Here is a 23,470-nt window from a genome sequence, read left to right on the forward strand (position 1 = left end):
TGAACTCGGCCCCGCCAAACCGATAGACGGTATCAAGGCGGGCAGAGCGCTGGTCGAGATTGCCTTGCAGGATGTACTGCCCGGGGTCCTGCGCCTGAAACCCTGCACAGTAGGTGAGGAAGGACCCGTCCGGCCGTAGATCGACCGGCTGGCACCTTGGCAAGCCGGACAGACTGGTAGCGCCGGCCACCGCGTCGAGGTCGAACCGTAATCGGCTCGCCTCCTGTCGGATCACCAACGTGAACTTGCTGCCCTGATTGCTGTACGCAAGCGCGCTGTACATCTGCGTCTGAGCCGAGACCGGGCCTGCGATGAATAGAACTGCGCCAGCCCCCAACAGCCACTTCATCTTCATCCCTTTCCTCTATCTATTCTTTACTATAGTAAATGGTCAAAGTGAGCGCGTCCACGACCCTTGCGGGTTATGGATGTGCGACGAATCGTTGGGCGGAATCTGAGACGGTTACGGCTCGAACGTGGTCTCAGCCAAGAAGCGCTGGCGCACGACGCCGAGATCGCGCCGAGCTTCCTGTCCCAGATCGAGAACGGGAAGCGAAGCCCCACGATCACGAAGCTTCAGGACCTCGCGACAACGCTGCGAATCCCTATCGTGGAGTTCTTTGCCGAGAGCAAGGCGACACCAGCCAAAGCTCTTCCTCGCGGCCGTCGGAAGCGATAGGCAAGCCGAGCGTACCCAGTCCACAATGGCGGCGGGCAGGATACTCTATGTGCTTGGTGAGATGGTTCGTTCGCGACCCGGTCATCGGCTGGTGTCGCATTCGATGAGTGCTGGGGAGCCTTGAACTTCGAAGTCAGTGGAAGGCAAAGTAGTTCGATCTCTACGCGAGATAGGGACGTGAGCAATGAAGCTACCATTCGGAGTCCTGTTTGCCGCTGCTCTTGTTCAAGGAGTGACGGCCGCATTGGCGCAGGGATCAATAGAGAAGCGTGGCCCCTGCCCGGCCGGGTACCACAGCAGCGGAAACTACTGCACTCCAAGCTCCGCCAATGCACGGCCTGCACTAATTAAGGAGGGCTCTTGTCCGGCGGGCTATCACACGAGTGGAAACTACTGCCTAGGAAGCAGTGATAACGCAAAAAACGCGATTGTCAGAAACGGCACCTGTCCCTCTGGCTATCATACCAGCGGTGACTACTGCCTGAAGAATCGGTAGCCATCGAGATGGCCAGCCGCTCACGGGCGTACTTCACCGGCGACAATTGTGTACGTGGGCATCTCCAAGTCCGTGAACAGTGACAAGTCCACGACGACGTAGCTCTTCCATGAGTATCGCCCGACTTCCACGCGGCGAATATCGACAGTAATCCGGTGTCGGCCTTCGCCGGGTACGACGCTCGGCTTTCCACCGACGAGCCATGCGAGTTGCGACAGATCGTTTCGAAGGATCGCGTCGAGTAGCAGGGGATGGAACGCCCCGACGCCAAGTTCGGCTGTCGCATAGGCATGACCGGTTTTGGCGAGCATCCTCGCGAAAGTGGGGGCGTCATAGCCGACGCGACCTGCACGCATCGTAACTCGTCCCCCAAGACGTGCGAGCCGCCGTTCGTTGTCCTCCGCTATCGGCCGAAGGCTGAGGCGGCCAGTGCGGACCATACCGAGAGGCGGCAGCCCGTAGAGCGCGTGCGGGGGATCAAAGTCGAACGCCATATGCAGGCCCGGGTGGTCAGCGATGGGTAAGTCTTTGACGACCTCAACTCCATCCTTCTCAACGCTTACCTCGAAAGTCTTCGGACGTTCCCGAGGACGCCTCGTCGGTAGTTTCATGTGCGTGCGAGAAGGCCAGTAGATGCCGCGAAGATTCTGCTGCTCTACCTGCGACGTGACTTTTGCACACTCATCGCAACTTGCAGTCGGAAGGATGAGCTTTCCTCCCAATGCGTAAGGAATGATGTGTTCGTCACTGAGCGGCGGCTCTGTAGTGCCGCAATAAATGCATAGCCCGACGGGTAGGTAGGTCTTCGAGATCACTGTCCGATCACTATGACCATCAAATGTCGGCTGGATCGTGGCGGAGGCGTACAAGCACGGCAGCGAGGCTCACTGCTCGGTTTTCAGTTGGCATTTCCGCTACGAATCCGCTACGAATGCCTCTGCGGCTCAAGTCGGTTTGTTGTTGATTTTGCGGGCTTTTGTGGATGGCGAGCTTGAACCTTATGGGTTCCTCTCGGGGACGCCATTCCACCTATGCCAATTCAGAGCTTGCTAGCGCTTGGGCGTGGCCGCGCGCTCGAGCCCGGGCGGCAGCTTGTGCCAGGCGCGGCCATCCTTGCCTTCCTGGAAGCCGTAGGCGTAGAGCGCGCGCATGTAGGCCTGGTCGAACTCGCCGGTCTTGGGCGCGCTGAAATCGGCACCGATATAGGCCAGGTTGTAGTCGACGCCGTCACGCTGGCTGACGAAGTAGGTCCGCAGCACGTCGTTCTGGCCGCTCGCCGCCAGCATGGTGACGATCGCGCGGCCGGCGATCGAAATGGTCCGCCGCTCGCTCGCCGCATGGTCCGGGTCGAGCCGCGCATTGCGGATGATGTAGGCGTGTCGCTCCCGGCGGAATCCGCTGGTGGAGAGATTGATCGACGGTGGATAGAGGAAGAGCTGGGCGATCGCGCCGCCGTCGACGTGCATCTCCTGGTACTTCTTGCCGTCGATCTCGACATCGACCATCACTGGCTGGAAGGCCCCGGGAATCGCCGCCGAGGCGCGCAGGATCTTGCGGAACAGGTCGAGGCCATCGGGATGGCCGCTGGTGGCGATGGCGCCAATATTCCAAATGGTCGGACGCTGGGCGTCGAGATGGGTGGTGCCGATCAGCAGCAGGCGGCCCTTCTGGTACTCACGTGCGATCGCATCGAACATCTTCTGGTCGGCATAGCCCGCAATCACCTGGGCCAGCGGACCCGTGTCGGCCATGGCATCGTCGAACAGGGCCGCGGTGAGGCCGCGCACGCGGAAGACCTTGTCAGGGGTCATGGTCGTATAGACGTCGCGGAGCGCGTCGTCGTAGCCCGGCCCGAGGAAGGCGAAAGGGGCCACCAGCGCGCCGGTGCTGACGCCGGTCACCATCTTGAATTCCGGTCGTGTGCCGAGCGTGGTCCAGCCGTTCATAAGTCCGGCGGCGAAGGCGCCGTTGTCGCCACCGCCGGAAACGGCGAGGTAGTAGACCGGCGGCAAGCGCGTGGCCGGCTTGCCCTCCGCGCGCAAGGCCGCGAGCTCACGCTCGGAGGCGCGCATCCCTTCCTCGATCATGGCCTTCGGATCGCCGTCGGCGAAGAACCGCGCATTGGGAATGCCGAGCGGCAGGGCGCGGGCGGTATCGGCGGCCGGCACCGCGGCGCCGCGCTCCGGGATCGAGCAGGCGCCGAGGACGATGACGCCGATCAACAGCGCCGCGAATGACAAAGGCTTGCGCAGATCCAAATGCCCCTCCCTCAACGATCGCCGCGGTCAGGGAGACGCGGCGGCGACCTCGGCTGGCGGCACCTTGGGCGCCTTCTTCTTCCGTTCCTCGAAGCGCTGCAGCACCGTGAAGAACGACGGCACGAACAGCACGGCGAGGCAGGTCGAGGCGATCATGCCGCTGAACACGCAGAGGCCCAGCGAGATGCGCGAGTTGGCGCCGGCACCGGTCGCCGTCACCAGCGGCACGACGCCCAGGATGAAGGCGAAGGAGGTCATCAGGATGGGACGGAAGCGGGTGCGGGCCGCCTCGATCGCCGACTCGACGATGTCCTTGCCGTCGATCAGGCGCCGTTCGCGCGCCACCTCGACGATCAGGATGGCATTCTTGGCGCCGAGTGCGATCAGCAGCATCAGGCCGATCTGGGTGTAGATGTTGTTGGCAAGGCCGACGGCGGTGAGTGCGATGGCCGGGCCGCTCAGCGCCAGGGGCACGGCCAGGATCACGGCGAGCGGGGCCACCCAGCTTTCGTACTGGCCGGCGAGGCAGAGATAGACCAGCAGGATGGCCAGGGCGAACACGTAGAGCAGCTGGTTGCCGACGATGTTCTCCTGGTAGGCCATGCCGGTCCATTCGTAGCCGGTGCCGGGCGGCAGGATCGCCTTGGCGATCTCGTCCATCAGCGCGATGCCCTCGCCGGAGCTGAAGCCCGTTGCCGGCGAGCCCACGATCGCGGCCGAGGGATAGAGGTTGTAGAGGCTGATCAACGGCGCGCCCAGCGCCGGGCGCAGCTCGGCGATGGCGCCGATCGGCACCATCTGCCCGTCGAGGTTCTTCACCTGGAGCCTCAGGATGTCCTCGGGCCGCGTGCGGTACTGCGAATCGGCCTGGATGAAGACCTGCAGGCTGAGGCCAAACTTGTTGAAGCGGTTCACATAGGCGGAACCGAGATAGGCGGAGAGCGTCGAGAACACTTCGCCGACCGGGACCTTCAGGGACTCGGCCTTGACGCGATCGACCTCGACGCGGACGTGCGGGGCGCCGGCGCGGAACGAGGTGACGAGGTTGGTGAGCGCGGATTGCGTGCCGGCCTGCTCGACCACGGCGTCGGTCACGGCCTGCAGCTTGGTGTAGTCGAAGCTGCCGTCCTTCTGCTCGACCTGCATCTGGAAGCCGCCGGCATTGCCGATGCCCTGGATGGCGGGCGGGACGATGACGAAGGCCCGGCCGTCCTGGAGGACCTGCAACTCCTTCATGAGGGCGAGCACGATCGATCGAAGGTCCTGGTCCTTGGCTTTCAGGCGTACATCCCAGTCCTTCAGGATGACGTAGGAGACGGCGGCATTCGCCAGGGCGGAGTTGCTGTCGAGCACCGACATGCCGCCCAGCGCCACAACGTTCTCGACGCCCGGCATGGCCATGGCAATCTTGCTCACCTGATCGAGCGTGGCACCGGTGCGCTCCAGCGAGGCGCCGTCCGGCAATTGCACGCCGATCATCAGATAGCCCTGGTCCTCGTTGGGAATGAAGGCGGTCGGCAGGCGGCCGACGCCCCAGGCACCGATCCCGGCCAGCACCAGGGCGAGGCAGACCATCAGGCCGGCGCGCCGGACCATCGCGCCGACCAGGCCGGCGTAGGCATTCTCGAGCTTGCTGTAGACCTTGTTGAAGCTGCGGAAGAAGATGTTGCGTTTCTCCGGCGGCACCGCCGGCCGCAGCCACATCGCGCACTGCGTGGGCTTCAATGTGGCGGCATTGATGGCGCTGATCAGCGCCGTGGCGGCGATCACCAGGGCGAACTGGGCAAACATCTGGCCGGTCAGGCCGGGCAGGAAGGCGGCCGGCAGGAACACCGACATCAACACCAAGGTGATGCCGATGACGGGCCCGAACAGTTCATCCATCGCCTTGATTGCCGCGTCATGGGGCGACATGCCTCGTTCGATGTGATGCGCGACACCCTCGACGATCACGATGGCGTCGTCGACGACGATGCCGATCGCCAGCACGATGCCGAACATGGTGGTGGTGTTGATGGTGAAGCCGAGCGCCGCCATGGCGGCGAAGGCGCCAATGATGGTCACGGGAATCGTCGTCGCCGGGACCAGCATGGCGCGCCAGTCCTGCAGGAAGATCACGATCACGATCAATACCAGGATGCCCGCCTCGATCAGGGTCATGAAGACCTCGTTGATCGATGCGTTCACGAAGCGCGTGGTGTCGAATGGCACGCTGTAGGCGAGGCCCGGCGGGAAGTTCTTGGAAAGCTCGGCCATCTTGTCCTTGACGCGCTTGGCGACGTCGAGGGCGTTGGCATCGGGCAGCTGATAGATGGCGATGCCGGAGTTGGGCTTGCCGTTGATCTGCGAGGTCTGGGCATAGGTCTGGGCGCCGAGATCGACGCGGCCGATGTCCTTCACCCGGACGATCCGGCCGCCGTTGCCCTGGTCGGCCTTGACGATGATGTTGCCGAACTCTTCGGGCGTGCTCAGCCGGCCGACGACGTCGATCGTGTACTGGAAGTCCAGCCCCTTGGGCGCCGGCGGCATGCCGACCTGGCCGGCGCTCACGTCCTGGCTCTGCTGCTGGATGACGCGGGAGACGTCCGACGGCGTCAGGCCGTAGGTGTAGAGCTTTTCCGGATCGAGCCAGACACGCATCGAGTACTGGCCGACGCCCAGCACATTGACGTTGCCGACACCCGGCAGGCGCGACAGCTCGTTGACCAGGTTGATGGTCGCGTAGTTGCTGAGATAGAGGCTGTCGTAGCGCTCGTCCGGCGAGGTCAGCGACACGATCTGCAGGATCGCCGTCGACTTCTTCTCGACGATCAGGCCCTGCGCCTGGACGGACACCGGCAACGAGGCAAGCGCCGCGCTGACCTTGTTCTGTACCAGCACCTGGGCGAAGTTGAGGTCGGTGCCGATCTCGAACGTGACGGTCAGCGTATAGGTGCCGGCATCCGTGCTGTAGGACTGCATGTAGATCATCTTCTCGACGCCGTTGACCTGCAGTTCGACCGGCAGGGCGACATTGTCGACGACGACCTTGGCGCTGGCACCCGGATAGGTCGTGGTGACCTGCACCGTCGGCGGCACGACGTTGGGATACTGCGAGACCGGCAGGGTGAGCAGAGCCACGCCGCCGATCAGCACGATGATGATGGCAAGGACGTTGGCCAGAACCGGCCGGTTGATGAAGAACGCTGAAATCATCGGTGCGCTTCCGAACGGGTCACTTCGTGGCGCCGTCGGGCGTCGCGGTGATCGTGGTCGGCTTGGGGACCACCTTGCCGCCGGGGATCGCGCGGCTGTTGGTGCTGAGCACGACGCGGTCGTCGGGCTTGAGGCCGGTCGAGATCACCCGCAGGCCGCCGGGTAGCAGCTGTCCGGTGGTGATCCGGACCTGCTCGACAACATTATCCTTGTTGACGGTCAGAAGGTACTTGCCGGCCTGGTCCTCGGCGATCACCCGGTTGGGCACCAGCAGGGACGCCTTTGCACCCAGTGCCATCGGCACCTGCACGCGGACGAAGAAGCCCGGGATCAGGGCCCGCGTCGGGTTGTTGAACAGGCCGCGCACCAGGATCGTGCCGGTCGTGGCGTCGATCTCCGGCGAGACGTAGTTGAGGAAGCCCTGATGGGGAAATCCATCCTCGTTCATCAGGCCGATGTTGAGCGGGATCTTGCTGAGTTCCTGGACATCAAGGCGACGTTCCTTGAGGTTTTCCCGGATCTGCAGGATGTCCTGCTCGCTCATGTTGAACGTGACGTAGATCGGGTCGAGCTGGATGATCGTCGCCAGCTTGGTGGCGACCCCGTTGCCGACCAGTTCGCCGACCGTGATGAGATGCTTGGTGACGATGCCGTCGAACGGAGCCAGCACCGTGGTGTAGCCCAGGTTGGTCTGGGCGACCGTCAGGTTGCCTTCCTGGTTCTCGACGTTGGCCCGTGCCGAATCGCGCTTGGCCTTGGCGACATCGAAGGTCGCCTGCGCCGACACGTTCTGCCGCAGCAGTGTCTCTTGGCGCGTGAACTCGGCTTCCGCCTGCACGAGCGCGGCCTTGGCGGCGGCGAGCTCGGCTTGTGCTTCCTTGACCTTCGCCTGGTACATCGTCTGTTCGATCTGGAACAGGAGGTCGCCTTTCTTCATGAAGGCGCCGTCGGTGTACTTGATCTCGGTCAGGAAGCCCTCGACGCGGGCGACGAGATCGACGGTGGCGAATGACACCGTGTTGCCGGTCAACACCTCGAAGGGGGCGACCTGTTGCTGGAGCGGAGGCGCCACGCTGATCTCGGCCGGCGGCGGTGGCATGAACTTGTTCTCGGGCTTGCAGGCGGACAGCGACACCGCCAGCAGGGGCAGCGCGATCCAGCCCTTAAGGCTGCGATTCAACATGGTTCCGACGACGCTCCCCCAAGGGTTCCAGCGGCCCCAGCGTTACCGCATCCCATGCCGGATTGCCACCGCCGAGGCCCTTCACAGCCGCTTGAACACCAGCGACAGATTGTTGGCCGGCATGTCGATGATCTCGGGCGAACCGAAGCCCCGGTCCTCGGCGAGCGAGGCCACGGCCTCGAGGTCGCGCACGCCCCAGGCTGGATCGCGCTGGCGCAGGTCGCGGTCGAAGGCTTCGTTGCTGGGCGCGGTATGCCGGCCCTCGCGGCGGTAGGGACCATAGAGATAAAGCGTGCCGCCTGTGGGCAGGACGTGCGCCGCGCCGGCGATCAACCCGATAGCTGCCTCCCATGGAGCAATGTGGATCATGTTGCAGCAGAGCACGGCGTCAGCGCGCTGGATCGGCCAGACGTCACCTGCGGCATCGAGCGCCAGGGCGGGGCGGACATTGCCGAGGGCCAGCGTCCGCACCCAGTCGTCGATGCTGGCGCGCGCCTCGGCCCCGGGGTCGCTCGGCTGGAAGACGAGGCCGGGCAGTGCCTCGGCGAAATGGACGACGTGCTCGCCCGAGCCGCTGGCGACCTCAAGCACGAGGCCCCGCGCCGGCAACCGCGGCCGCAGGACGTCGAGGATGGGCTGGCGATTGCGGGCTGCGGCGGGCGCCTGGCGTCTCATCGCGCCGACCGTATTGCGGATCGTTGATCTGGTCATCCATCAATCTCGCGTGGCGGCCGGCCGGCTTGCAAGGGGCGGCAGCGGAAGGCACTAAGTTTCCAGGATCTTGTGCCTCTTTCGGAGGAAGTATGTCGACGGATTTCGATGCGGTAATCGTCGGCGCGGGCTTCGGTGGCATGTACATGCTGCATCGCCTGCGACAGAAGGGTTTTGCGGCGCGCGTGATCGAAGCAGGATCAGGCGTCGGCGGCACCTGGTACTGGAACCGCTATCCCGGTGCGCGTTGCGACGTCGAGAGCGTGCAGTATTCCTACCAGTTCTCTGCCGAACTGGAGCAGGAATGGGAATGGACCGAGCGCTATGCCACCCAGCCCGAGATCCTGCGCTATGCCAATCACGTGGCCGATCGCTTCGACCTGCGGCGCGATATCCAATTCGAGACGCGGATCACGTCGGCAGTGTTCGATGAGACGGCGAATGTCTGGCGCGTGGAGACGAACAAGGGAGACAAGGTCGCCGCGCGCTTCGTCATCACCGCCATGGGCTGCCTGTCGTCGCCCAACACGCCGAAGATAGAAGGCCTCGCGGATTTCAAGGGCCCGACCTATCACACCGGCAACTGGCCGCACGACGGTGTCGCCTTCACGGGCAAGACCGTGGGCGTGATCGGTACCGGCTCCTCGGCGATCCAGTCCATCCCGATCATGGCTGAGCAGGCCAGGCACCTCACGGTGTTCCAGCGTACCGCCAACTACACCGTGCCGGCACACAACAAGCCGCTCGACCCGGCCTATGTCGCCAAGGTCAAGGCGCACTATCCCGAGATGCGCAAGCGCGCCAAGACCAAACCGGCTGGCATCGATTTCGTGATCAATATGGCATCGGCGATCGAGACGCCTGAAGCCGAACGCCGCCGCCTGTTCGAAGAGCGCTGGGCCTACGGCGGGCTGGGTTTCATGGCGTCGTTCTCCGACCTGCTGCTGAACGACGAGTCCAACAAGACTGCGGCCGACTTCGTGCGCGCCAAGATCCGCGAAGTGGTGAAGGATCCGAAGACGGCCGAGATCCTGACGCCCAAGAATATCATCGGCTGCAAGCGGCTCTGCGTCGACACCGGGTACTGGGAGACCTTCAACCGGCCGAACGTGACCCTGGTCGACATCAGCGACGAGCCGATCGAGCGCATCACCGCGGCGGGCTTGCGCGCCAAGGGCCAGGACTACGCGTTCGATTGCCTGGTGCTCGCCACCGGCTTCGACGCCATGACCGGCGCGCTGCTGAAAGTCGACATCCGCGGCCGCGGTGGCGTCGCGCTCAAGGACAAGTGGCGCGAGGGGCCCAAGTCCTATCTTGGGCTTACGGTCGTTGGCTTTCCCAACCTCTTCACCATCACCGGACCGGGCAGCCCGTCGGTGCTGACCAACATGCTTCCCTCGATCGAGCAGCATGTCGATTTCATTGCCGACTGCCTGGAAGCATTGCGCGCCAGGGGCGTGAGCGTGATCGAGCCTATCGAGCAGGCCCAGGAAGCCTGGGTCGGCCAGGTCGGCAACGCGGCCAACATCACGCTGCGCTCGACCTGCAGCTCCTGGTACGTCGGCGCCAACATTCCGGGCAAGCCGCGTGTGTTCATGCCCTATATCGGCGGTCTGCCGGCGTATATCGCGGCTTGCGAGACGGTGGTGAAGAACGACTACGAGGGCTTTGCGCTGGCGTAGCGCGCCCCCGGCTAATACCCGATCGCGGCACCGTCGCTGCGCGGGTCGGCGCCGCCGACGCGCAGGCCGCTCGCGGGGTCGATCGTGATGCCGTGAGCGTGGCCCGCGAGTTCGTTCCACGGGCCCCAGCGGTTGAGCAGGTGGCCGCGTCGCTCCAGTTCGGCGACGGTCTCGGGCGGAAAGCGCCCTTCGATGTGCAGCGTGTCGCGCGGCTCGCCGATGGCGAAGCGTCCTGAAAGGAAACGCGGCGTTTCCAGCGCCTCCTGGATGTCGCAGCCGTGGTCGATCATGGCGAGATAGGTCTGCAGATGAATCTGCGGCTGGCCGTCGGCGCCCATGCAACCCACCAAGGCCCATAGATTATCGTCGCGGAATGCCATCGACGCGATCAGCGTGTGCAGCGGTGTCTTGCCGGGTTCGACCCGGTTGGGACTCTTCGGGTCGAGCGAAAAGTAGGCGGAGCGGTTCTGCAGCACGACGCCGGTACGGCCTGCGACGACGGCGGCGCCGAAGCCGCCGTAGAGCGAGTGGATCAGCGATACCGCATTGCCCTCGGCATCGACGGCGGCGATGTAGACCGTGTCGCCGGCCAGGCTGCCGTAGGACGGGATGCGGTCCCACGGCACGGCTCGCGCCGGGTCCATCAAGGCGCGCCGCTCGTCGGCATACTTCTTCGAGATCAGGCGCTCCATCGGCACATCGGCGAAACGCGGATCGGCGAGATGGCGGTCGCGGTCGTGATAGGCGAGCTGCTTGGCCTGCACCATGAAATGCACGTAGTCGGCGCCGAGGAAGGGCTTCCTGTGTAGCTCCAGCGGCTCGAGCAGGTTCAGCATTTCCAGCACGGCGAAGCCCTGCGTCGGTGCCGGCGTTTCGTAGATCGTGACGCCGCGATAGCTGCCCTTGAGCGGCTCGCCCCAGCGCGCGACCTGCGCCTTGAGATCGTCGGGCGTAAAGAAGCCGTCGTTGGCCGTCGACCAGCGCACCAGCTCGCGCGCCACCTCGCCCTCATAGAAGCCGTACCAGCCGTCGCTGGCGACGGCTTCCAGGGTGCGGGCGAGATCGGGATTGGTGAGCACCGCGCCTTCTTTGAGAAAGATCGCGGCGGCTTCCGGGCTCTTGGCCAGCTCCTCGCGCGCCAGCTCGCGCCAATAGGCGAGCCGCGCCGTCACCGGAAAGCCGCTGCGGGCGTAGCCGATGGCACTTTCGAGACAGCGTCTTAGCGGCAGGCGACCAAAGGCGGCATGGGCCTCGCCCCAGCTTGCGACCGCACCGGGGACGGTGAGCGTTCCGGGGAGTACGCCGCGATAGGGCACCTCGGTGAGGCCGCGCCGGGCGAAAGCCTCTATCGTGCCGCCGGCCGTGGCGCGTCCGCCGCCGTCGATGTAGCGCACGCCGCCGGTCTTGGCCTCATGGACAAGCCAGAAGGCGTCACCGCCCACGCCCGTCATGTGCGGATAGAGCACGGAAAGCGCGGCGCTGGTGGCGACGGCGGCGTCGACTGCCGATCCGCCGGCGCGTAGCACATCGACGCCGGCCTGCGAGGCCAGCGAATGCGGGGATGTCACCATGCCGTTCGGCGCGAGGGTGGCCGGACGGCCGGTGCGTATATCTACCATGAGGATTTCTTAGGTCGTTTTGCGGACGGTTGACAGGGCGTTGCGAAGTTTCTAACACTTAACTTAAGAGTTAAGTATCATCGGAGTGACCGAACGATGCTCAAGACGTTCGCCTATATCGCCGCCGCCCTCGTGGTCGTCGTCGCCGGCATCCTGATCTATGCCGCGACCCGGCCCGACACCTTCCGCGTCCAGCGCAGTGCCAGCATCAAGGCGCCGCCGGAGAAGATCTTCCCCCTGATCAACGATCTGCGGAGCTGGAGCGCCTGGTCGCCCTACGAGAAGAAAGACCCGGCGATGAAGCGGACTTTTGGCGGCCCGGCCAGCGGCAAGGGCGCCGTCTATGAATGGGACGGCGACAAGAACGTCGGCAAGGGGCGGATGGAGATCACCGAGGTGACACCGCCCAACAAGGTCCTGATCAAGCTCGATTTCATCAAGCCGTTCGAGGGCCACCACACCGCCGAGTTCACCATGGAACCCAAAAGCGACAACACGGTTGTCACCTGGGCGATGTACGGTTCCCACCCCTACTTCGCGAAAGTGATGGGTGTCGTGATGGGCCTGTTCATCAATATGGACGACATGATCGGCAACGACTTCGCGGCAGGTCTCGCCAGCTTGAAGGCCGTCGCCGAAAAATAGATCCGTGATTTCGGAGTACGTCATGAAGGTTGCAGCTTCTTTGATCGCGCGTGCACTGCTGCTTGGTGTTGCCTTGTCCCAGGCCCCGGTCGCCGGTGCTTCAGCGCAGGGCACATGCCCGCCCGGCATGCCACCTGGGGTTTTCTGCGGCGAGCGCAATATGGCGCACGCGACCGCTGGCCCGTATGTTCTCGATGGCGATCACTCGGCGATTCTCGCCCGCGTGTCGCACATCGGCTACTCCTACAGCGTCTTCCGCTTCGATCGCGTGAGCGGCACGCTCACATGGGACCCCGCCGCTGTCGCGCGCTCGGCCTTGTCGGTGTCGGTGAAGATCGAGTCGATCACCTCCAATGTGAAGGATTTCGCCAGCAAGCTGGCAGGGGATCAATTCCTGAATGCCCCCCGCTTTCCCGAGTCAACCTTCGTTTCCACGGCTTTCCGCCAGGCCGACGCCACCAGCGGCAAGGTCGACGGCCAGCTGACCTTGATGGGCAAGATCGCGCCCGTGACTTTCGACGTCACCCTGGTCGGCGCCGGCAAGGGCTTCGACGGCAATCCGCGCATCGGCGTTACCGCCCGCACCTGGATCAAGCCGCAGGATTTCGGCATGCCGGCGATGTTCGCCGAACCTATCGAGATCGTGGTCGACGCCGAGTTCGCGAGAAACCCATGAACGTCATGCTGAAGCCCGTCGGATCCGAGCTCGTCCTCACGCGCGAACTCAAGGCGCCGCGCGAGCGGGTGTTCGCGGCCTGGGTCGACGTCAAGCAGGCCTCGCTGTGGTGGGCTCCGCGGGATTTCACGCCGCTGTCCTGCGAGATGGACGTGCGCCCGGGCGGCATCTGGCGCCGGCGCATGCGGTCGCCCAGCGGCGACGTGATCCTGAAGCACGGCGTCTATCGCGAGATCGCCGCCCCCGAGCGCCTGGCCTTCACCTACATCACCGAGAATGCCAACGGCGTCGTCGATCCCGAGACGCTGGTATCGGTCAGCCTCACCGATCTCGGCGACAACCGGACCCGGTTGACGTTGTGGCACACCGCCTTCGAGACCGAACTGTCTCGCGACAACCATCGCGGCGGCTGGACCGGCGGCCTCGAGCGGCTCGCGGATTTCATCGAAAACAATTGAGTAGCAAAGGAGACGAAAGTGAACATCCAGCCATATTTGTCTTTTGAAGGCCGGGCCCAGGAAGCGATCGACTTCTACAAGGGCGCCGTCGGCGCATCAGAAAACGTCGTCATGCTCTTCAAGGACGCACCGCCCGACGTGCAGGCGCAGATTTCACCCGGTATGGGCGACAAGGTCATGCACGCCTGCATCAAGATCGGTGACTCCGACGTGTTCCTGTCGGATGGCCAATGCGGCGGCAAGGCGAGCTTCTCGGGCGTCACGCTCACGATCAACGCGTCCAGCGATGGCGAGGCGGACAAGCTCTTCGCCGCGCTCGGCAAGGGCGGCCAGGTGACGATGCCGATGGCCGAGACCTTCTTCGCCACGCGCTTCGGCATGGTCGACGACAAGTTCGGCGTGCATTGGATGGTGCTGAACCCCAAGAAGTAAACCAAGGAGAGAGCGATGCGGATCCAACCCTACTTGTTCTTCGATGGTCGTTGCGAAGAGGCGCTGGATTTTTACAAGGCCGCAGCCGGCGCCAAGGTCGAGATGTTGATGCGCTACAAGGAGAACCCCGACCGCGGCGACGGCAGCATGGAGCCGCCGGGCGCGGCCGACAAGGTGATGCATGCCGCCTTCAAGATCGGCGACACCATGATCCTGGCGTCGGACGGCCATTGTGCGGGCAAGCCCAAGTTCGACGGGTTTTCGCTGGCGATCAGCGTCAAGGGTGAGGCCGAGGCCGACAAGACCTACACAGCGCTCGCCAAGGGCGGCGAGGCGAGCATGCCGCTCACCAAGACGTTCTTCTCGCCCAAGTTCGGCATGCTCCGCGACAAGTTCGGCGTGAACTGGATGGTCATGGTTGAGGCCTGACCGCTAGCACTGTCAGCATTTGCAAGTTCAGCAGGTTTCGGCTAGTATTTCTGTCATGATGGGAGACGCCCGTCGGAGAGATCCGGCGGGCGTTTTGCTTGTTGGCAGGTGGGACAGCCCCGCGATTCGGGGATGGGCCGCGGAGAGGTCGGGCCTGTGCCGCAGGGTCGGCCAGGCCATTGAAGAATCGGTGCGATTCGATCGCAGCGGCACACGCTCAGGCACAGCTGGCGGCCTTCTCGCGGCACATTTCGTGTGCCGCTCATGGCCCCGTCAGCCCTTGTCGACGTTGGCGCTGCGCAGGGGGACGCCGAATTCGCGGCGGCAGACCTCGGCCAGGACGGCGACGCCCTGCCGGATCGTTTCCGGCTCGGGATTGGCGAAGCAGAGCCGCAGCCGGTTCTTGGCGTAGGCCTTGTTGGTCGACCATTCCGGCCCGGGATTGAGCGACACGCCCGCAGCAAGGGCGGCCTGTGCCAGCTTCTGGGTATCGACGACCTCCGGCAGCTTGATCCAGAGATAGATGCCGCCCTTGGGATCGCCGAATTCGGCGGCGGTGCCGAACTGCTCGGCCAGCGCCTCGCGCAGGACCTGCAGCTTGGCATGCAGCGTCTTGTTGAGCTTGGGCACATGGGTGGCGAAATGCTGGGTGCAGAACTCGGCCAGGATCATCTGTTCGAGCGCGCCGGATCCCGCGTCCTGCTTGAGCCCGAGGATGCGGCCCAGGATGTCCCACTTGGCGACGAGATAGCCGACCCGCAGCGCGGGTGCGATCGACTTGGAGAAGGAACCGATGAAGATGACGCCTTCACCGTTGGCCATGGAATAGATCGAGCGCGGGCGCTCGCCGCTCCAGATCAGGTCGGAGTAGCACTCGTCCTCGAAGATCATGACGCCGTACTCGGCGGCGAGCTTGATCAGCTCGGCGCGGCGCTTCTCGCCCATGATGGCGCCGGTCGGGTTCTGCACCGTCGGGATGGTGTAGATGTACTTGGGCTTGATGCCCTTCTTCTTGAGGTCCTCGAGCGTCTGCTTCACCACGTCGAGGCGCAGCCCTTCGTCGTCGAGCGGGATGCCGATGGTATTTACGCCGAGTTTGGTGAGCTTGGTGAGCGCGCCGCCGTAGCTCTCCTGCTCGACCAGCACGGTGTCGCCCCTGGAAAGCAGCAGGCTGTTCACCAGGTCGAGGCCCTGCATCGAGCCCGAGGTGATCAGGATCTCGTCGGGGGAGCAGCCGATGCCGGCATGGTCCTTGAGCTTCCCGGCGAGGAACTCGCGCAGCGGCTTGTAGCCCTGCGGCCCGCTGTTCAGGCCGTAGGTGGCAAGCGTCGCGCCCTCGCGCCGCAGCACCGCCGTCGCGGCGGCGATCAGGGCATCGACCGGCACGTGCTTCGCGTCGTTGTGACCGCCGATGAAATTGTACTTGGGAAAGCCCTTCCACGGGATGGCGGGGGCGGGCGTACCCGGCGCAAGCAGGGGCGCGAAGTCGAATGGTGCGGTCATGGTGTTTCCTTGGGCGTTTCTTCGGTCTTCTTCCGTCGTCATTGCTGAGCCAAGATCGCCCGGTTCGCAACTGATTTGGCCAGGTCCGGTCACGGCGCGAAACGGGCCGGCGTCGTGAGGCGCCGGCGTCAGGGAAGGACACTTCGTGCCAGCACGTGCCGATATCGGGATCGAACTCGTACCCGCCGATCCGCTGCTGCTGCATGCGCCGCCCTTGCGGCGAACGGACTCCAACTCGCCCCTGCTGCGTCGAGGCGGCCGAACACTGGCCTTCGTGTCCCACTATCTGCCGCGCGGCCACACTTACAGGCGGACGGGCGAAAACTCCCTCTGGCCCGGCGGCGCTCTGGACCCAGTGAAGCTGCTCGACGACCCGACGCCGGAGGTTGGCAAGTGGATCCAGTCGGTCTGGCGCGCACCGGACGGCAGACTCTTCGGCTGGTATCACGCCGAGGAGGTCGTGCCCTGCGCCAAGCCACTCTTCCTGCCGCATATCGGGGCGTTGTGGTCGGAGGACGAGGGCAAGACCTGGCGGACGGTCGGCGAGGTGCTGCGGGCGCCCTATGCCGAGGCCGACTGCGGCTATCAGAACGGTTTCCTGACAGGCGGCTATGGCGACTTCTGTGTCGTGCCCGACCGCTCGGCGGAGTGGTTCTACCTCCATTACTCGTCCTATGTGCCCGACGAGCGGCTCCAGGGCGTCTCGGTCCTGCGCTATCCGGTGTCCGAGCGTGACCGTCCGGCGGCACTGGAACTGTGGCGTGACGGCCGCTGGCAGCCGAAGGTTGGCCTGCAGGATGGCCCGCCGATCTTCGGTGTCAGGCGCGGCTGGCGGCATCGCGATCCGGCCGCCTGGTGGGGGCCGGCCGTTCACTACAATCGCGACCTCGATTGCTTCGTGATGATGCTGAACTGGACCGAGGAAGGCGACGGCGACATCGTTCAGCGCGGGGTGTTCGTTTCCTTCAACGACGATCCGGCAAACCCGGCGGGCTGGTCGGCGCCGCAGCGGATCGTCGAAGGCGGCAGCTGGTATCCGCAGGCGATTGGCCTCGGCCCCGACGATGGCGATACGCTGGCCGGCGCCGAGGCGCGCTTCTTCATGTCGGGCTATTCCGCCTGGACGATTCGGTTCCGCCGCGGCGGTACCCGCCCGCACTTTGCGCCGCTCGCGATCTCACGGCAGACATTCACCGAGCTCTTCGGCATCGCCCCCTGGTGATCTCCGTCAGGTGACGGCGCGGAACGAATGGGCCTGGGCCATGTCCCAGGGCCTCCGCCAGCGCGGATTGCCCGAGCCCGCCACCAGCTCGCCTTCGGCCAGCGATGGATAGAGGTCCGCGAAGGTGATGACTTCGCTCGGCGAGATGCGTCGGGAGATGTGCTCGGGCTTGAATTCGCTGGGATGATCGAGCCCAGCCGCCGCCGTCAGCTCGGCCAGTTCGTGCAGCGTGGCGCGGTGGAAATTGAACACCCGCTCGATCTTGTCGGGCACGACCAGGGCACGTTGCCGGGTCGGGTCCTGGGTGGCGACGCCGGTCGGGCAACGGTCGGTGTGGCAGGACTGCGACTGGATGCAGCCCACGGCGAACATGAAGCCGCGCGCCGAGTTGCACCAATCGGCGCCCAGCGCCATGGAACGCACGATGTCGAAGGCCGTGATGATCTTGCCGGCGGCGCCGAGCTTGATGCGGTGGCGCGCACCGATGCCGATCAGGGCGTTGTGGACGAAGTACAGCCCCTGGCGCATCGGCTTGCCGACATGGTCGACGAATTCCATCGGCGCCGCCCCGGTGCCGCCTTCCTTGCCGTCGACAACGATGAAGTCGGGATAGATCCCGGTCTCCAGCATCGCCTTGCAGATCGCCAGAAACTCCCATTCGTGGCCGATGCAGAGCTTGAAGCCGGCCGGCTTGCCGCCGGAGAGCCGGCGCATCTCGGCGATGAACTGCATCATCTCGACCGGTGTCGAGAAAGCGGAGTGTCGCGACGGCGAGACGCAGTCCTCGCCCATCGGCACGCCGCGGGTCAGCGAAATCTCGTGGCTCACCTTGGGCGCGGGCAGCACGCCGCCATGACCCGGCTTGGCGCCTTGGCTGAGCTTGAGCTCGACCATCTTGACCTGCTCGTTGGCCGCACCGGCAGCGAACTTCTCGGGCGAGAAGGTGCCGTCGGGATTGCGGGCGCCGAAATAGCCCGACCCGATCTCCCAGATGATGTCGCCGCCGCCCTCGCGGTGATAGGGGCTGTAGCCGCCCTCGCCGGTGTCGTGCGCAAAGCCGCCGCGTTTGGCGCCGCCATTCAGAGCGCGGATGGCATTGGCGCTGAGCGCGCCGAAACTCATGGCCGAAATGTTGAACACCGAAGCTGAGTAGGGCTTCGTGCAGTCGACATCGCCGATCATGATGCGGAACGACTCCTTGCCGACCGGCCGCGGTGAGATCGAGTGCGCCATCCACTCGAAGCCGTCGCCATAGACATTGTAGGTGGTGCCGAACGGTCGCACGTCGAGCGCCATCTTGGCGCGCTGATAGACCACCGCGCGCCGGTCGCGACTGAACGGCATGCCGTCCTTGTCGCCCTCGAAGAAGTACTGTCGCAACTCCGGCCGGATCGCTTCGAAGATGAAGCGAAAGTGCGCCATGATCGGGTAGTTGCGCAGCACGGAGTGTTTGGTCTGGAAAAAGTCGTGGATGCCGACGCAGGTCAGGAAGAGACCGACGCCGAAGGGGATCGCGAGCCAGAGCGAGCTGGAGTCGGCTGCCCAGGCAATGCCGAAGGCCAGTGTCATCAGCACGGCGATCGTGAAGGCGACGAAACGCCCCCTGAAGGGCAAGAGCGAAGGCGTCATTGGATCCTCAAGAGGTTCAGGGGCGGGTTCATTTGGCGCGTATCTCACGCAAGCGCGCGTCGGGTTGGGCCAATTGCCCGCGCCTCATCAGCTTGACCGCCTGCACGAGCGCCCGCGCTGCATTGCGCGTTTCGTCATGAAACGCCCGGTCGTGGTCGAGTGCTTCGTGGCTCGTGGCGTAAGGTTCGTAGTAACCGACATAGCGATCGAGTTCGGCGGCATGACCGGCCGGAATCATTCCTATGTCCTTCAGCCAATCGGTGAGGATGCGGCGCAGCGTCTCCGTGCCGGCGGCATCGCCGTGCACCACGACGGAGAAGACACGACCGGCGAGATGACGCGGATAGTCCCAGCCCTTCATCTCAAGGTCCTTGGCTTTCTGCGGGTCCTTGCCGCTGGTCGAGGTCGGGTCGGCATTGCCTCCGTCGGCGCAGACGAGGCGATCCATCATCGCCTTCAGTCCGGTCGGCGCCTGATACCAGTTCACCGGCGTCAGGATCATGACGCCATGCGCTGCCACCCACATCGGATAGATCTCGGCCATCCAGTCGTTGACCTGGCCGAGCGCATGGTTGGGATAGCAAGAGCATGGCCAGTGGCAGAGCGGTTGGGCAGTCGACACACACGCCTTGCAGGGTAGGATCTGTCGGCCGTACTGCGAGGCAAGCAGGCTGAGATCGAGCAGCTCTGTCTCGAAGCCGCGTTCGCGCTCGATCACCCGCTTTGCGATCTCGGCCAGCCGGAAGGTCTTGGAAATCTCGCCGGGGCAGCTCTGGTCGCTGCGCGAGGAACCGTTGATCAGCAGGATGCGCGACTTGGCAGTCGGCGCCTTCTGGCGGCGTCCGGCGCGGACGATAGCGTCGCGTGACTTCAGCCAGTCCATGGAGAGTTCGTAATCCGGATCGGCGTAGCGCGGGCCGGCGCGCTTCGTGTACGGCGCCTTGCGATACTCGTGATAGCCATTCCACGCCGCTTCGATGATCTTGCCGATCTCGTCCTGCAGCGGATCGAAGGCGGGATCGTAGAAGCGCTCGCGGGTACGCCGAACGAATTCGGCTTTGCTGATCGCGACACTCGGCATGCCCTTGCGGACTTTTGGCTTGGCCACGATGGACCTCCCTTGGGCGCCGAGAATAGACCGTTTCGACTAGCTGCGCTCGAAAGAGACGCTCTTGATAACGGCGAACACCGGCCGGCCGGGGGCGAGTGCCAGCCGCTGCACCGACTTGGCGGTCAGGCGTGCTATCAGGTTGGCGCCGCCGCAGTCGAGCCGGATGTCGGCCTGTGCGCCATTGGGATTGGCAACGATCGCCGCGATGCGGCCAGGCAACACATTGAGGGCGCTGATCTCCTCGGGTGGCCTGAGCGAGATCATCACGTCGCGCGCGCGGATATAGGCGCGTACCGGGCTGCCGACCGCGGCGGCCAGCCGCGGCACCTGCAGCTCGCCCGCGGCCGAAGCCAGGACCGTGAGGTGAAAAGTCTCGTCATGGCGCGCCACCGTGGCGTCGAGCACAGCGCCGGCATCGCCGGCATCGGCCAGCGGCAGGATGTCGAGCACCGGCCCTACGGCCGTCACCTTGCCGTCGGTCAGGATCACCACCGTCGTCGCGAGGCGCGCGACTTCGGCGACGGAATGGCTGACATAGACGATCGGGACGCCCGCTTCGTCCCGCAGTCGCTCGATGTAGGGCAGGATTTCCACCCGTCGCGCCTCGTCGAGCGAGGCCAGCGGCTCGTCCATCAGCAAGAGCCGCGGATGGGCGAGGAGCGCGCGGCCGATGGCGACCCTTTGCCTCTCGCCGCCAGAGAGCGAATCGGGCCGGCGATCGAGCAGCGCGTCGATACCCAGCAACTCGACGACCGAAGCGAGATCATCGGAGGCGCCGCCACCGTTTCGCGCAAACCAGCGGCCGTACAGCAGGTTGTTGCGAACGTTGAGGTGAGGGAAGAGCCGGCTGTCCTGGAAGACGTAGCCGATGCGGCGGTGATGCTTCGGCACGAATATGCCGCGGTCGGTATCGACCAGGACCTGGCCGTCGACCGCGACCCGGCCCCGTGTCGGCCTGATGAGGCCGCCGATGATGTCGACCAGGGTGGATTTGCCCGACCCTGAACGACCGAACAGCGCCGTGAGGCCGGGTGCCGACGAAAAGTTGGCAGTGAGCCGGAAATGCTCCCGCATGTGGTCGATGTCGACCTCGAAACTCATGTCGCGATCCGGTGAGCACCGACGCGACGTGCCAGCAGTTCTGACCCCAGCAAGGCCAGCATCGAGATCGCGATCGATATCAGGGTGAGGCGAAGGGCACCGGCATCGCCGCCGGGCACCTGCGTCAGCGTGTAGATCAGCGACGGCAGGGTCTGTGTCTCGCCCGGGATGTTGGAGACGAAGGTGATGGTGGCGCCGAACTCACCCATTGCCTTGGCGAAGCACAGGATGGCGCCGGCGATCACGCCCGGCAGGCTGAGCGGCAGGGTGACGGTGGCGAATACCCAGAGCGGGTTGGCGCCGAGCGTTCCGGCCGCCGATTCGAGCCGCGTGTCGACCGCCTCGATCGAGAGCCGGACGGCCCGCACGAGAAGCGGGAAGCCCATGACCGCGCAGGCGAGTGCTGCACCGGTCCAGCGGAAGGAGAAAACAATGCCGAGTTCATCGGCCAGGAAAGCCCCGATCGGCGTGCGCCGGCCGAAGGTGAGCAGCAGCAGATAGCCCGTCACCACCGGCGGCATGATGAGCGGCAGGTGGACCAGCGTGTCGACCAGGCTCTTGCCCCAGAACCGCCCGCGCGCCAGCAGCCAGGCGACAGCGATGCCAAGAGGCAGGCTGGCTGCCGTCGCCGTTGTTGCGACCAGCAGGCTCAGCCGTACCGCCGTCCATTCTTCTTCGGTCATGCCGACCTTTCGTCAGGAAGTCGATATAGTCCGTTGGATATAGCGCTTCGTCCAGAGCCTATTCGCGGCGAGGAATCCGCGGCGCGCTGCCACGACCGCGATGACGGCGACCGATGCCACGAGAACCTTCTGCGCCGGCCTTGGCATCAGGTCGGGGTCGATGTTGGCGGCGAGGATGCGCAGAGGATCGATGCCGTTCACCAGACCGTACCAGGCGGCTTCGAAGAACACCGTGGCCAGCGTGGCGCCGACGGCCAGCAGGACGAGACCAAGGTAGGTGGTGCGCAGCCGTTGCGGCAGGACGCGCCACAGCAACAGCCAGAAAAGCAGGCCGGCAGCGAAGGCTGCCTCGCCGATCTTGACCTTGGACTGGATGAAGAAATGCACGATCGCCAGAAGTGCTGCCGGGTAGATCAGCCAGTGCAGGCGCTTCCAGTTACGCTTGAGCCGCTTCTGCCAGCCGTCGGTCGAGGTGATGGCAAGCGCCGCCAGCGCCAGCAACGCCACGAAGCCGATGGTGAGGTAGAAGCGCTTGGCGATCTCGGTGGCGACGACGATCAGGTTCCACTTCTGGTCGAGCACGTAGATCAGGAGATGAGCGCCCGCATAGAGCGCTGCGGCGACGCCGATGCGGCGGCGGAGATGAACCAGCGGTATCCAATCGAGCGTCGCGCGGAGCGGCGTCATCGCCAGCGACAGCAGCAGGAAGATGACCGCCCAGTCGCCGGTCGCGTGCGTTGCCACGGTGACCGGGCGAGGGCCCAGTTGGTCAGTGTACCAGCGCCAAGCGAGTTCCGCTGCCGGCAGGCAGAGGCCGATCAGCGTGGCGAGCCGCAGCCAGAAGATCTTGCTTTGGGTGGACACGGAGCCAGCCTACGCGATGGTCCGATCAACGGAAGGTCAAAGTTCCGTCATCTCTGATTTCCGAAGAGCAGCCGGTAGGTGCCGATCGTCGGCGCCACGGCAACGCCGAACGGCTTCAGGGCTGCAAGCTTGAAATGGGTCCGTGCGGCGGCGCCCACCGAGGCCGCGTCGGCGCCCTCCAGCATCACCACCCACTCGGCCTCGTCGGCTTTGGGGTGGTCCATACTCTTTTCCTGCAACGGGGCGTTGGTAACCTCGAGATCGGTCTCGGCGGCGAATGCGCCCAGCAAGCCAGGCCGGGCGATGACGCGCGGCAGGACTGTTTCCTGCAGCCAGGCGACCAGCGGCTTGCGCTCGCGCGGGTCGGGCACGAAGCGCACGCAAGCCACGGTGCCGCCAACGCCGTGTGTCAGGTCGACCTGGGTGCGGAGTGTCAGCCGGTGAAATTGAGTGAACCGGGCCATTACCGCCTGGGTCCACGGCGTCTGGTTGGCCAGGAGATGCAGGTAGCTCGGTGTCGCGAGGTCGCCGACGCTGTCGCATTCGTAGGTTGCGAGGTATTTCGGCGAGCCGCGGACCGCGACGTATCGGCGGGCGCGGTGAAAGCCCGGCAGGTTGATCCGCTCGTCGATATGCTCGCGGTTGTACCATTCGTTGAAGTCGCGCTCGTCGCGCGCCTTCACCTCGGAAAAGACGACCAGCATTCCTTTGCCGAATAGGGGCATTGATTCATCCCTCAGTGGCCGCCGCCTAGTCTATGCTGGGGCAAGTGCGGGAGGAACCATCATGAAAATCGTCAAAATCGAGGATTTGCATTGCGACGCCGGCTGGCGCGACTTCTCCTTTCTCAAGATCACCACCGATGACGGCCTGGTCGGCTGGTCGGAATACAAC

22 protein-coding genes are annotated in these 23,470 nt (G+C 64.8%); 8 read left to right on the forward strand and 14 right to left on the reverse strand.

All coding sequences use genetic code 11. The features are described 5' to 3' along the window. Window positions 1-355: hypothetical protein (locus tag EPO55_RS21610; protein WP_296339362.1), on the reverse strand; the 355-nt coding region annotated here is incomplete at its 3' end. Between the two features lie 69 nt (window positions 356-424). Here EPO55_RS21610 and EPO55_RS21615 point away from each other — a divergent pair. After that, entirely contained in the window at window positions 425-679 is a 255-nt protein-coding gene (locus EPO55_RS21615) for a helix-turn-helix transcriptional regulator (RefSeq protein WP_296339385.1), read from the forward strand. Window positions 680-1,195: 516 nt separating this feature from the next. On the opposite strand, the gene EPO55_RS21620 is transcribed toward EPO55_RS21615, so the two are convergent. The 5 genes from EPO55_RS21620 to EPO55_RS21640 form a co-directional block, all read right to left on the reverse strand. Beyond that, entirely contained in the window at window positions 1,196-1,990 is a 795-nt protein-coding gene (locus EPO55_RS21620) for an HNH endonuclease (protein ID WP_296339363.1), read from the reverse strand. Window positions 1,991-2,224: 234 nt separating this feature from the next. Next, on the reverse strand, window positions 2,225-3,433 hold the full coding sequence (locus EPO55_RS21625; protein WP_296339365.1) for a patatin-like phospholipase family protein: 1,209 nt from the start codon (window positions 3,431-3,433) through the stop codon (window positions 2,225-2,227). Window positions 3,434-3,460: 27 nt separating this feature from the next. Further along, entirely contained in the window at window positions 3,461-6,628 is a 3,168-nt protein-coding gene (locus EPO55_RS21630) for a multidrug efflux RND transporter permease subunit (protein WP_296339366.1), read from the reverse strand. Between the two features lie 19 nt (window positions 6,629-6,647). Continuing rightward, window positions 6,648-7,811, reverse strand: a complete 1,164-nt coding sequence (locus EPO55_RS21635; RefSeq protein ID WP_296339367.1) for an efflux RND transporter periplasmic adaptor subunit — start codon at window positions 7,809-7,811, stop codon at window positions 6,648-6,650. Between the two features lie 81 nt (window positions 7,812-7,892). Further along, window positions 7,893-8,522: a DUF938 domain-containing protein gene (locus tag EPO55_RS21640; RefSeq protein ID WP_296339368.1), complete on the reverse strand. Its 630-nt coding sequence runs from the start codon at window positions 8,520-8,522 to the stop codon at window positions 7,893-7,895. 92 nt (window positions 8,523-8,614) lie between these two features. Between EPO55_RS21640 and EPO55_RS21645 the strand changes: the two genes are divergently transcribed. Further along, complete coding sequence (locus EPO55_RS21645) at window positions 8,615-10,204, forward strand: NAD(P)/FAD-dependent oxidoreductase (RefSeq protein WP_296339369.1); 1,590 nt, start codon at window positions 8,615-8,617, stop codon at window positions 10,202-10,204. A gap of 11 nt (window positions 10,205-10,215) precedes the next feature. On the opposite strand, the gene ggt is transcribed toward EPO55_RS21645, so the two are convergent. Then, complete coding sequence (gene ggt / locus EPO55_RS21650; RefSeq protein WP_296339370.1) at window positions 10,216-11,823, reverse strand: gamma-glutamyltransferase; 1,608 nt, start codon at window positions 11,821-11,823, stop codon at window positions 10,216-10,218. A gap of 96 nt (window positions 11,824-11,919) precedes the next feature. On the opposite strand from ggt, the gene EPO55_RS21655 reads away from it, so the two are divergent. The 5 genes from EPO55_RS21655 to EPO55_RS21675 all read left to right on the forward strand — a co-directional run bounded on the left by EPO55_RS21655 (window position 11,920) and on the right by EPO55_RS21675 (window position 14,463). Further along, window positions 11,920-12,468: an SRPBCC family protein gene (locus EPO55_RS21655; protein WP_296339372.1), complete on the forward strand. Its 549-nt coding sequence runs from the start codon at window positions 11,920-11,922 to the stop codon at window positions 12,466-12,468. Window positions 12,469-12,628: 160 nt separating this feature from the next. Next, on the forward strand, window positions 12,629-13,144 hold the full coding sequence (locus EPO55_RS21660; RefSeq protein ID WP_296339373.1) for a YceI family protein: 516 nt from the start codon (window positions 12,629-12,631) through the stop codon (window positions 13,142-13,144). Beyond that, window positions 13,141-13,602: an SRPBCC domain-containing protein gene (locus tag EPO55_RS21665; RefSeq protein WP_296339374.1), complete on the forward strand. Its 462-nt coding sequence runs from the start codon at window positions 13,141-13,143 to the stop codon at window positions 13,600-13,602. Before EPO55_RS21660 ends, EPO55_RS21665 begins: the two co-directional genes overlap by 4 nt. 18 nt (window positions 13,603-13,620) lie before the next feature. Then, the gene (locus EPO55_RS21670) at window positions 13,621-14,034 is read left to right on the forward strand and encodes a VOC family protein (RefSeq protein ID WP_296339375.1); all 414 of its coding nucleotides are present in this window, start codon (window positions 13,621-13,623) and stop codon (window positions 14,032-14,034) included. Between the two features lie 15 nt (window positions 14,035-14,049). Continuing rightward, complete coding sequence (locus EPO55_RS21675; RefSeq protein WP_296339376.1) at window positions 14,050-14,463, forward strand: VOC family protein; 414 nt, start codon at window positions 14,050-14,052, stop codon at window positions 14,461-14,463. A gap of 273 nt (window positions 14,464-14,736) precedes the next feature. Here the strand turns inward: EPO55_RS21675 and EPO55_RS21680 are convergent, their stop codons facing one another. Continuing rightward, window positions 14,737-15,966 carry a PLP-dependent aminotransferase family protein gene (locus EPO55_RS21680; RefSeq protein ID WP_296339377.1) on the reverse strand — a complete coding sequence of 410 codons (1,230 nt, stop codon included), beginning with the start codon at window positions 15,964-15,966 and terminating at the stop codon, window positions 14,737-14,739. Window positions 15,967-16,111: 145 nt separating this feature from the next. Between EPO55_RS21680 and EPO55_RS21685 the strand changes: the two genes are divergently transcribed. Continuing rightward, the gene (locus EPO55_RS21685) at window positions 16,112-17,188 is read left to right on the forward strand and encodes a hypothetical protein (RefSeq protein WP_296339378.1); all 1,077 of its coding nucleotides are present in this window, start codon (window positions 16,112-16,114) and stop codon (window positions 17,186-17,188) included. A 6-nt stretch (window positions 17,189-17,194) separates the two neighbouring features. Here the strand turns inward: EPO55_RS21685 and EPO55_RS21690 are convergent, their stop codons facing one another. From EPO55_RS21690 to EPO55_RS21715, 6 genes are read right to left on the reverse strand one after another with little or no spacing between them, the layout of a single operon-like run. After that, window positions 17,195-18,817, reverse strand: a complete 1,623-nt coding sequence (locus EPO55_RS21690) for an FMN-binding glutamate synthase family protein (RefSeq protein WP_296339379.1) — start codon at window positions 18,815-18,817, stop codon at window positions 17,195-17,197. A gap of 28 nt (window positions 18,818-18,845) precedes the next feature. Continuing rightward, complete coding sequence (locus tag EPO55_RS21695; protein ID WP_296339380.1) at window positions 18,846-19,925, reverse strand: flavodoxin family protein; 1,080 nt, start codon at window positions 19,923-19,925, stop codon at window positions 18,846-18,848. A gap of 39 nt (window positions 19,926-19,964) precedes the next feature. Beyond that, on the reverse strand, window positions 19,965-21,029 hold the full coding sequence (gene modC, locus EPO55_RS21700) for a molybdenum ABC transporter ATP-binding protein (RefSeq protein WP_296339381.1): 1,065 nt from the start codon (window positions 21,027-21,029) through the stop codon (window positions 19,965-19,967). Continuing rightward, window positions 21,026-21,712, reverse strand: coding sequence for a molybdate ABC transporter permease subunit (modB, locus tag EPO55_RS21705; protein ID WP_296339382.1), 687 nt, complete (start codon window positions 21,710-21,712; stop codon window positions 21,026-21,028). The genes modC and modB overlap by 4 nt, the downstream gene beginning before the upstream one ends. A 12-nt stretch (window positions 21,713-21,724) precedes the next feature. Continuing rightward, window positions 21,725-22,576 carry a ferric reductase-like transmembrane domain-containing protein gene (locus EPO55_RS21710; protein WP_296339383.1) on the reverse strand — a complete coding sequence of 284 codons (852 nt, stop codon included), beginning with the start codon at window positions 22,574-22,576 and terminating at the stop codon, window positions 21,725-21,727. Between the two features lie 47 nt (window positions 22,577-22,623). Next, window positions 22,624-23,301, reverse strand: a complete 678-nt coding sequence (locus EPO55_RS21715; protein ID WP_296339384.1) for a DUF4286 family protein — start codon at window positions 23,299-23,301, stop codon at window positions 22,624-22,626. Window positions 23,302-23,470: the final 169 nt, after the last annotated feature.

The sequence above is a fragment of the Reyranella sp. genome (assembly GCF_004296935.1).
Taxonomy (GTDB): Bacteria; Pseudomonadota; Alphaproteobacteria; order Reyranellales; family Reyranellaceae; genus Reyranella.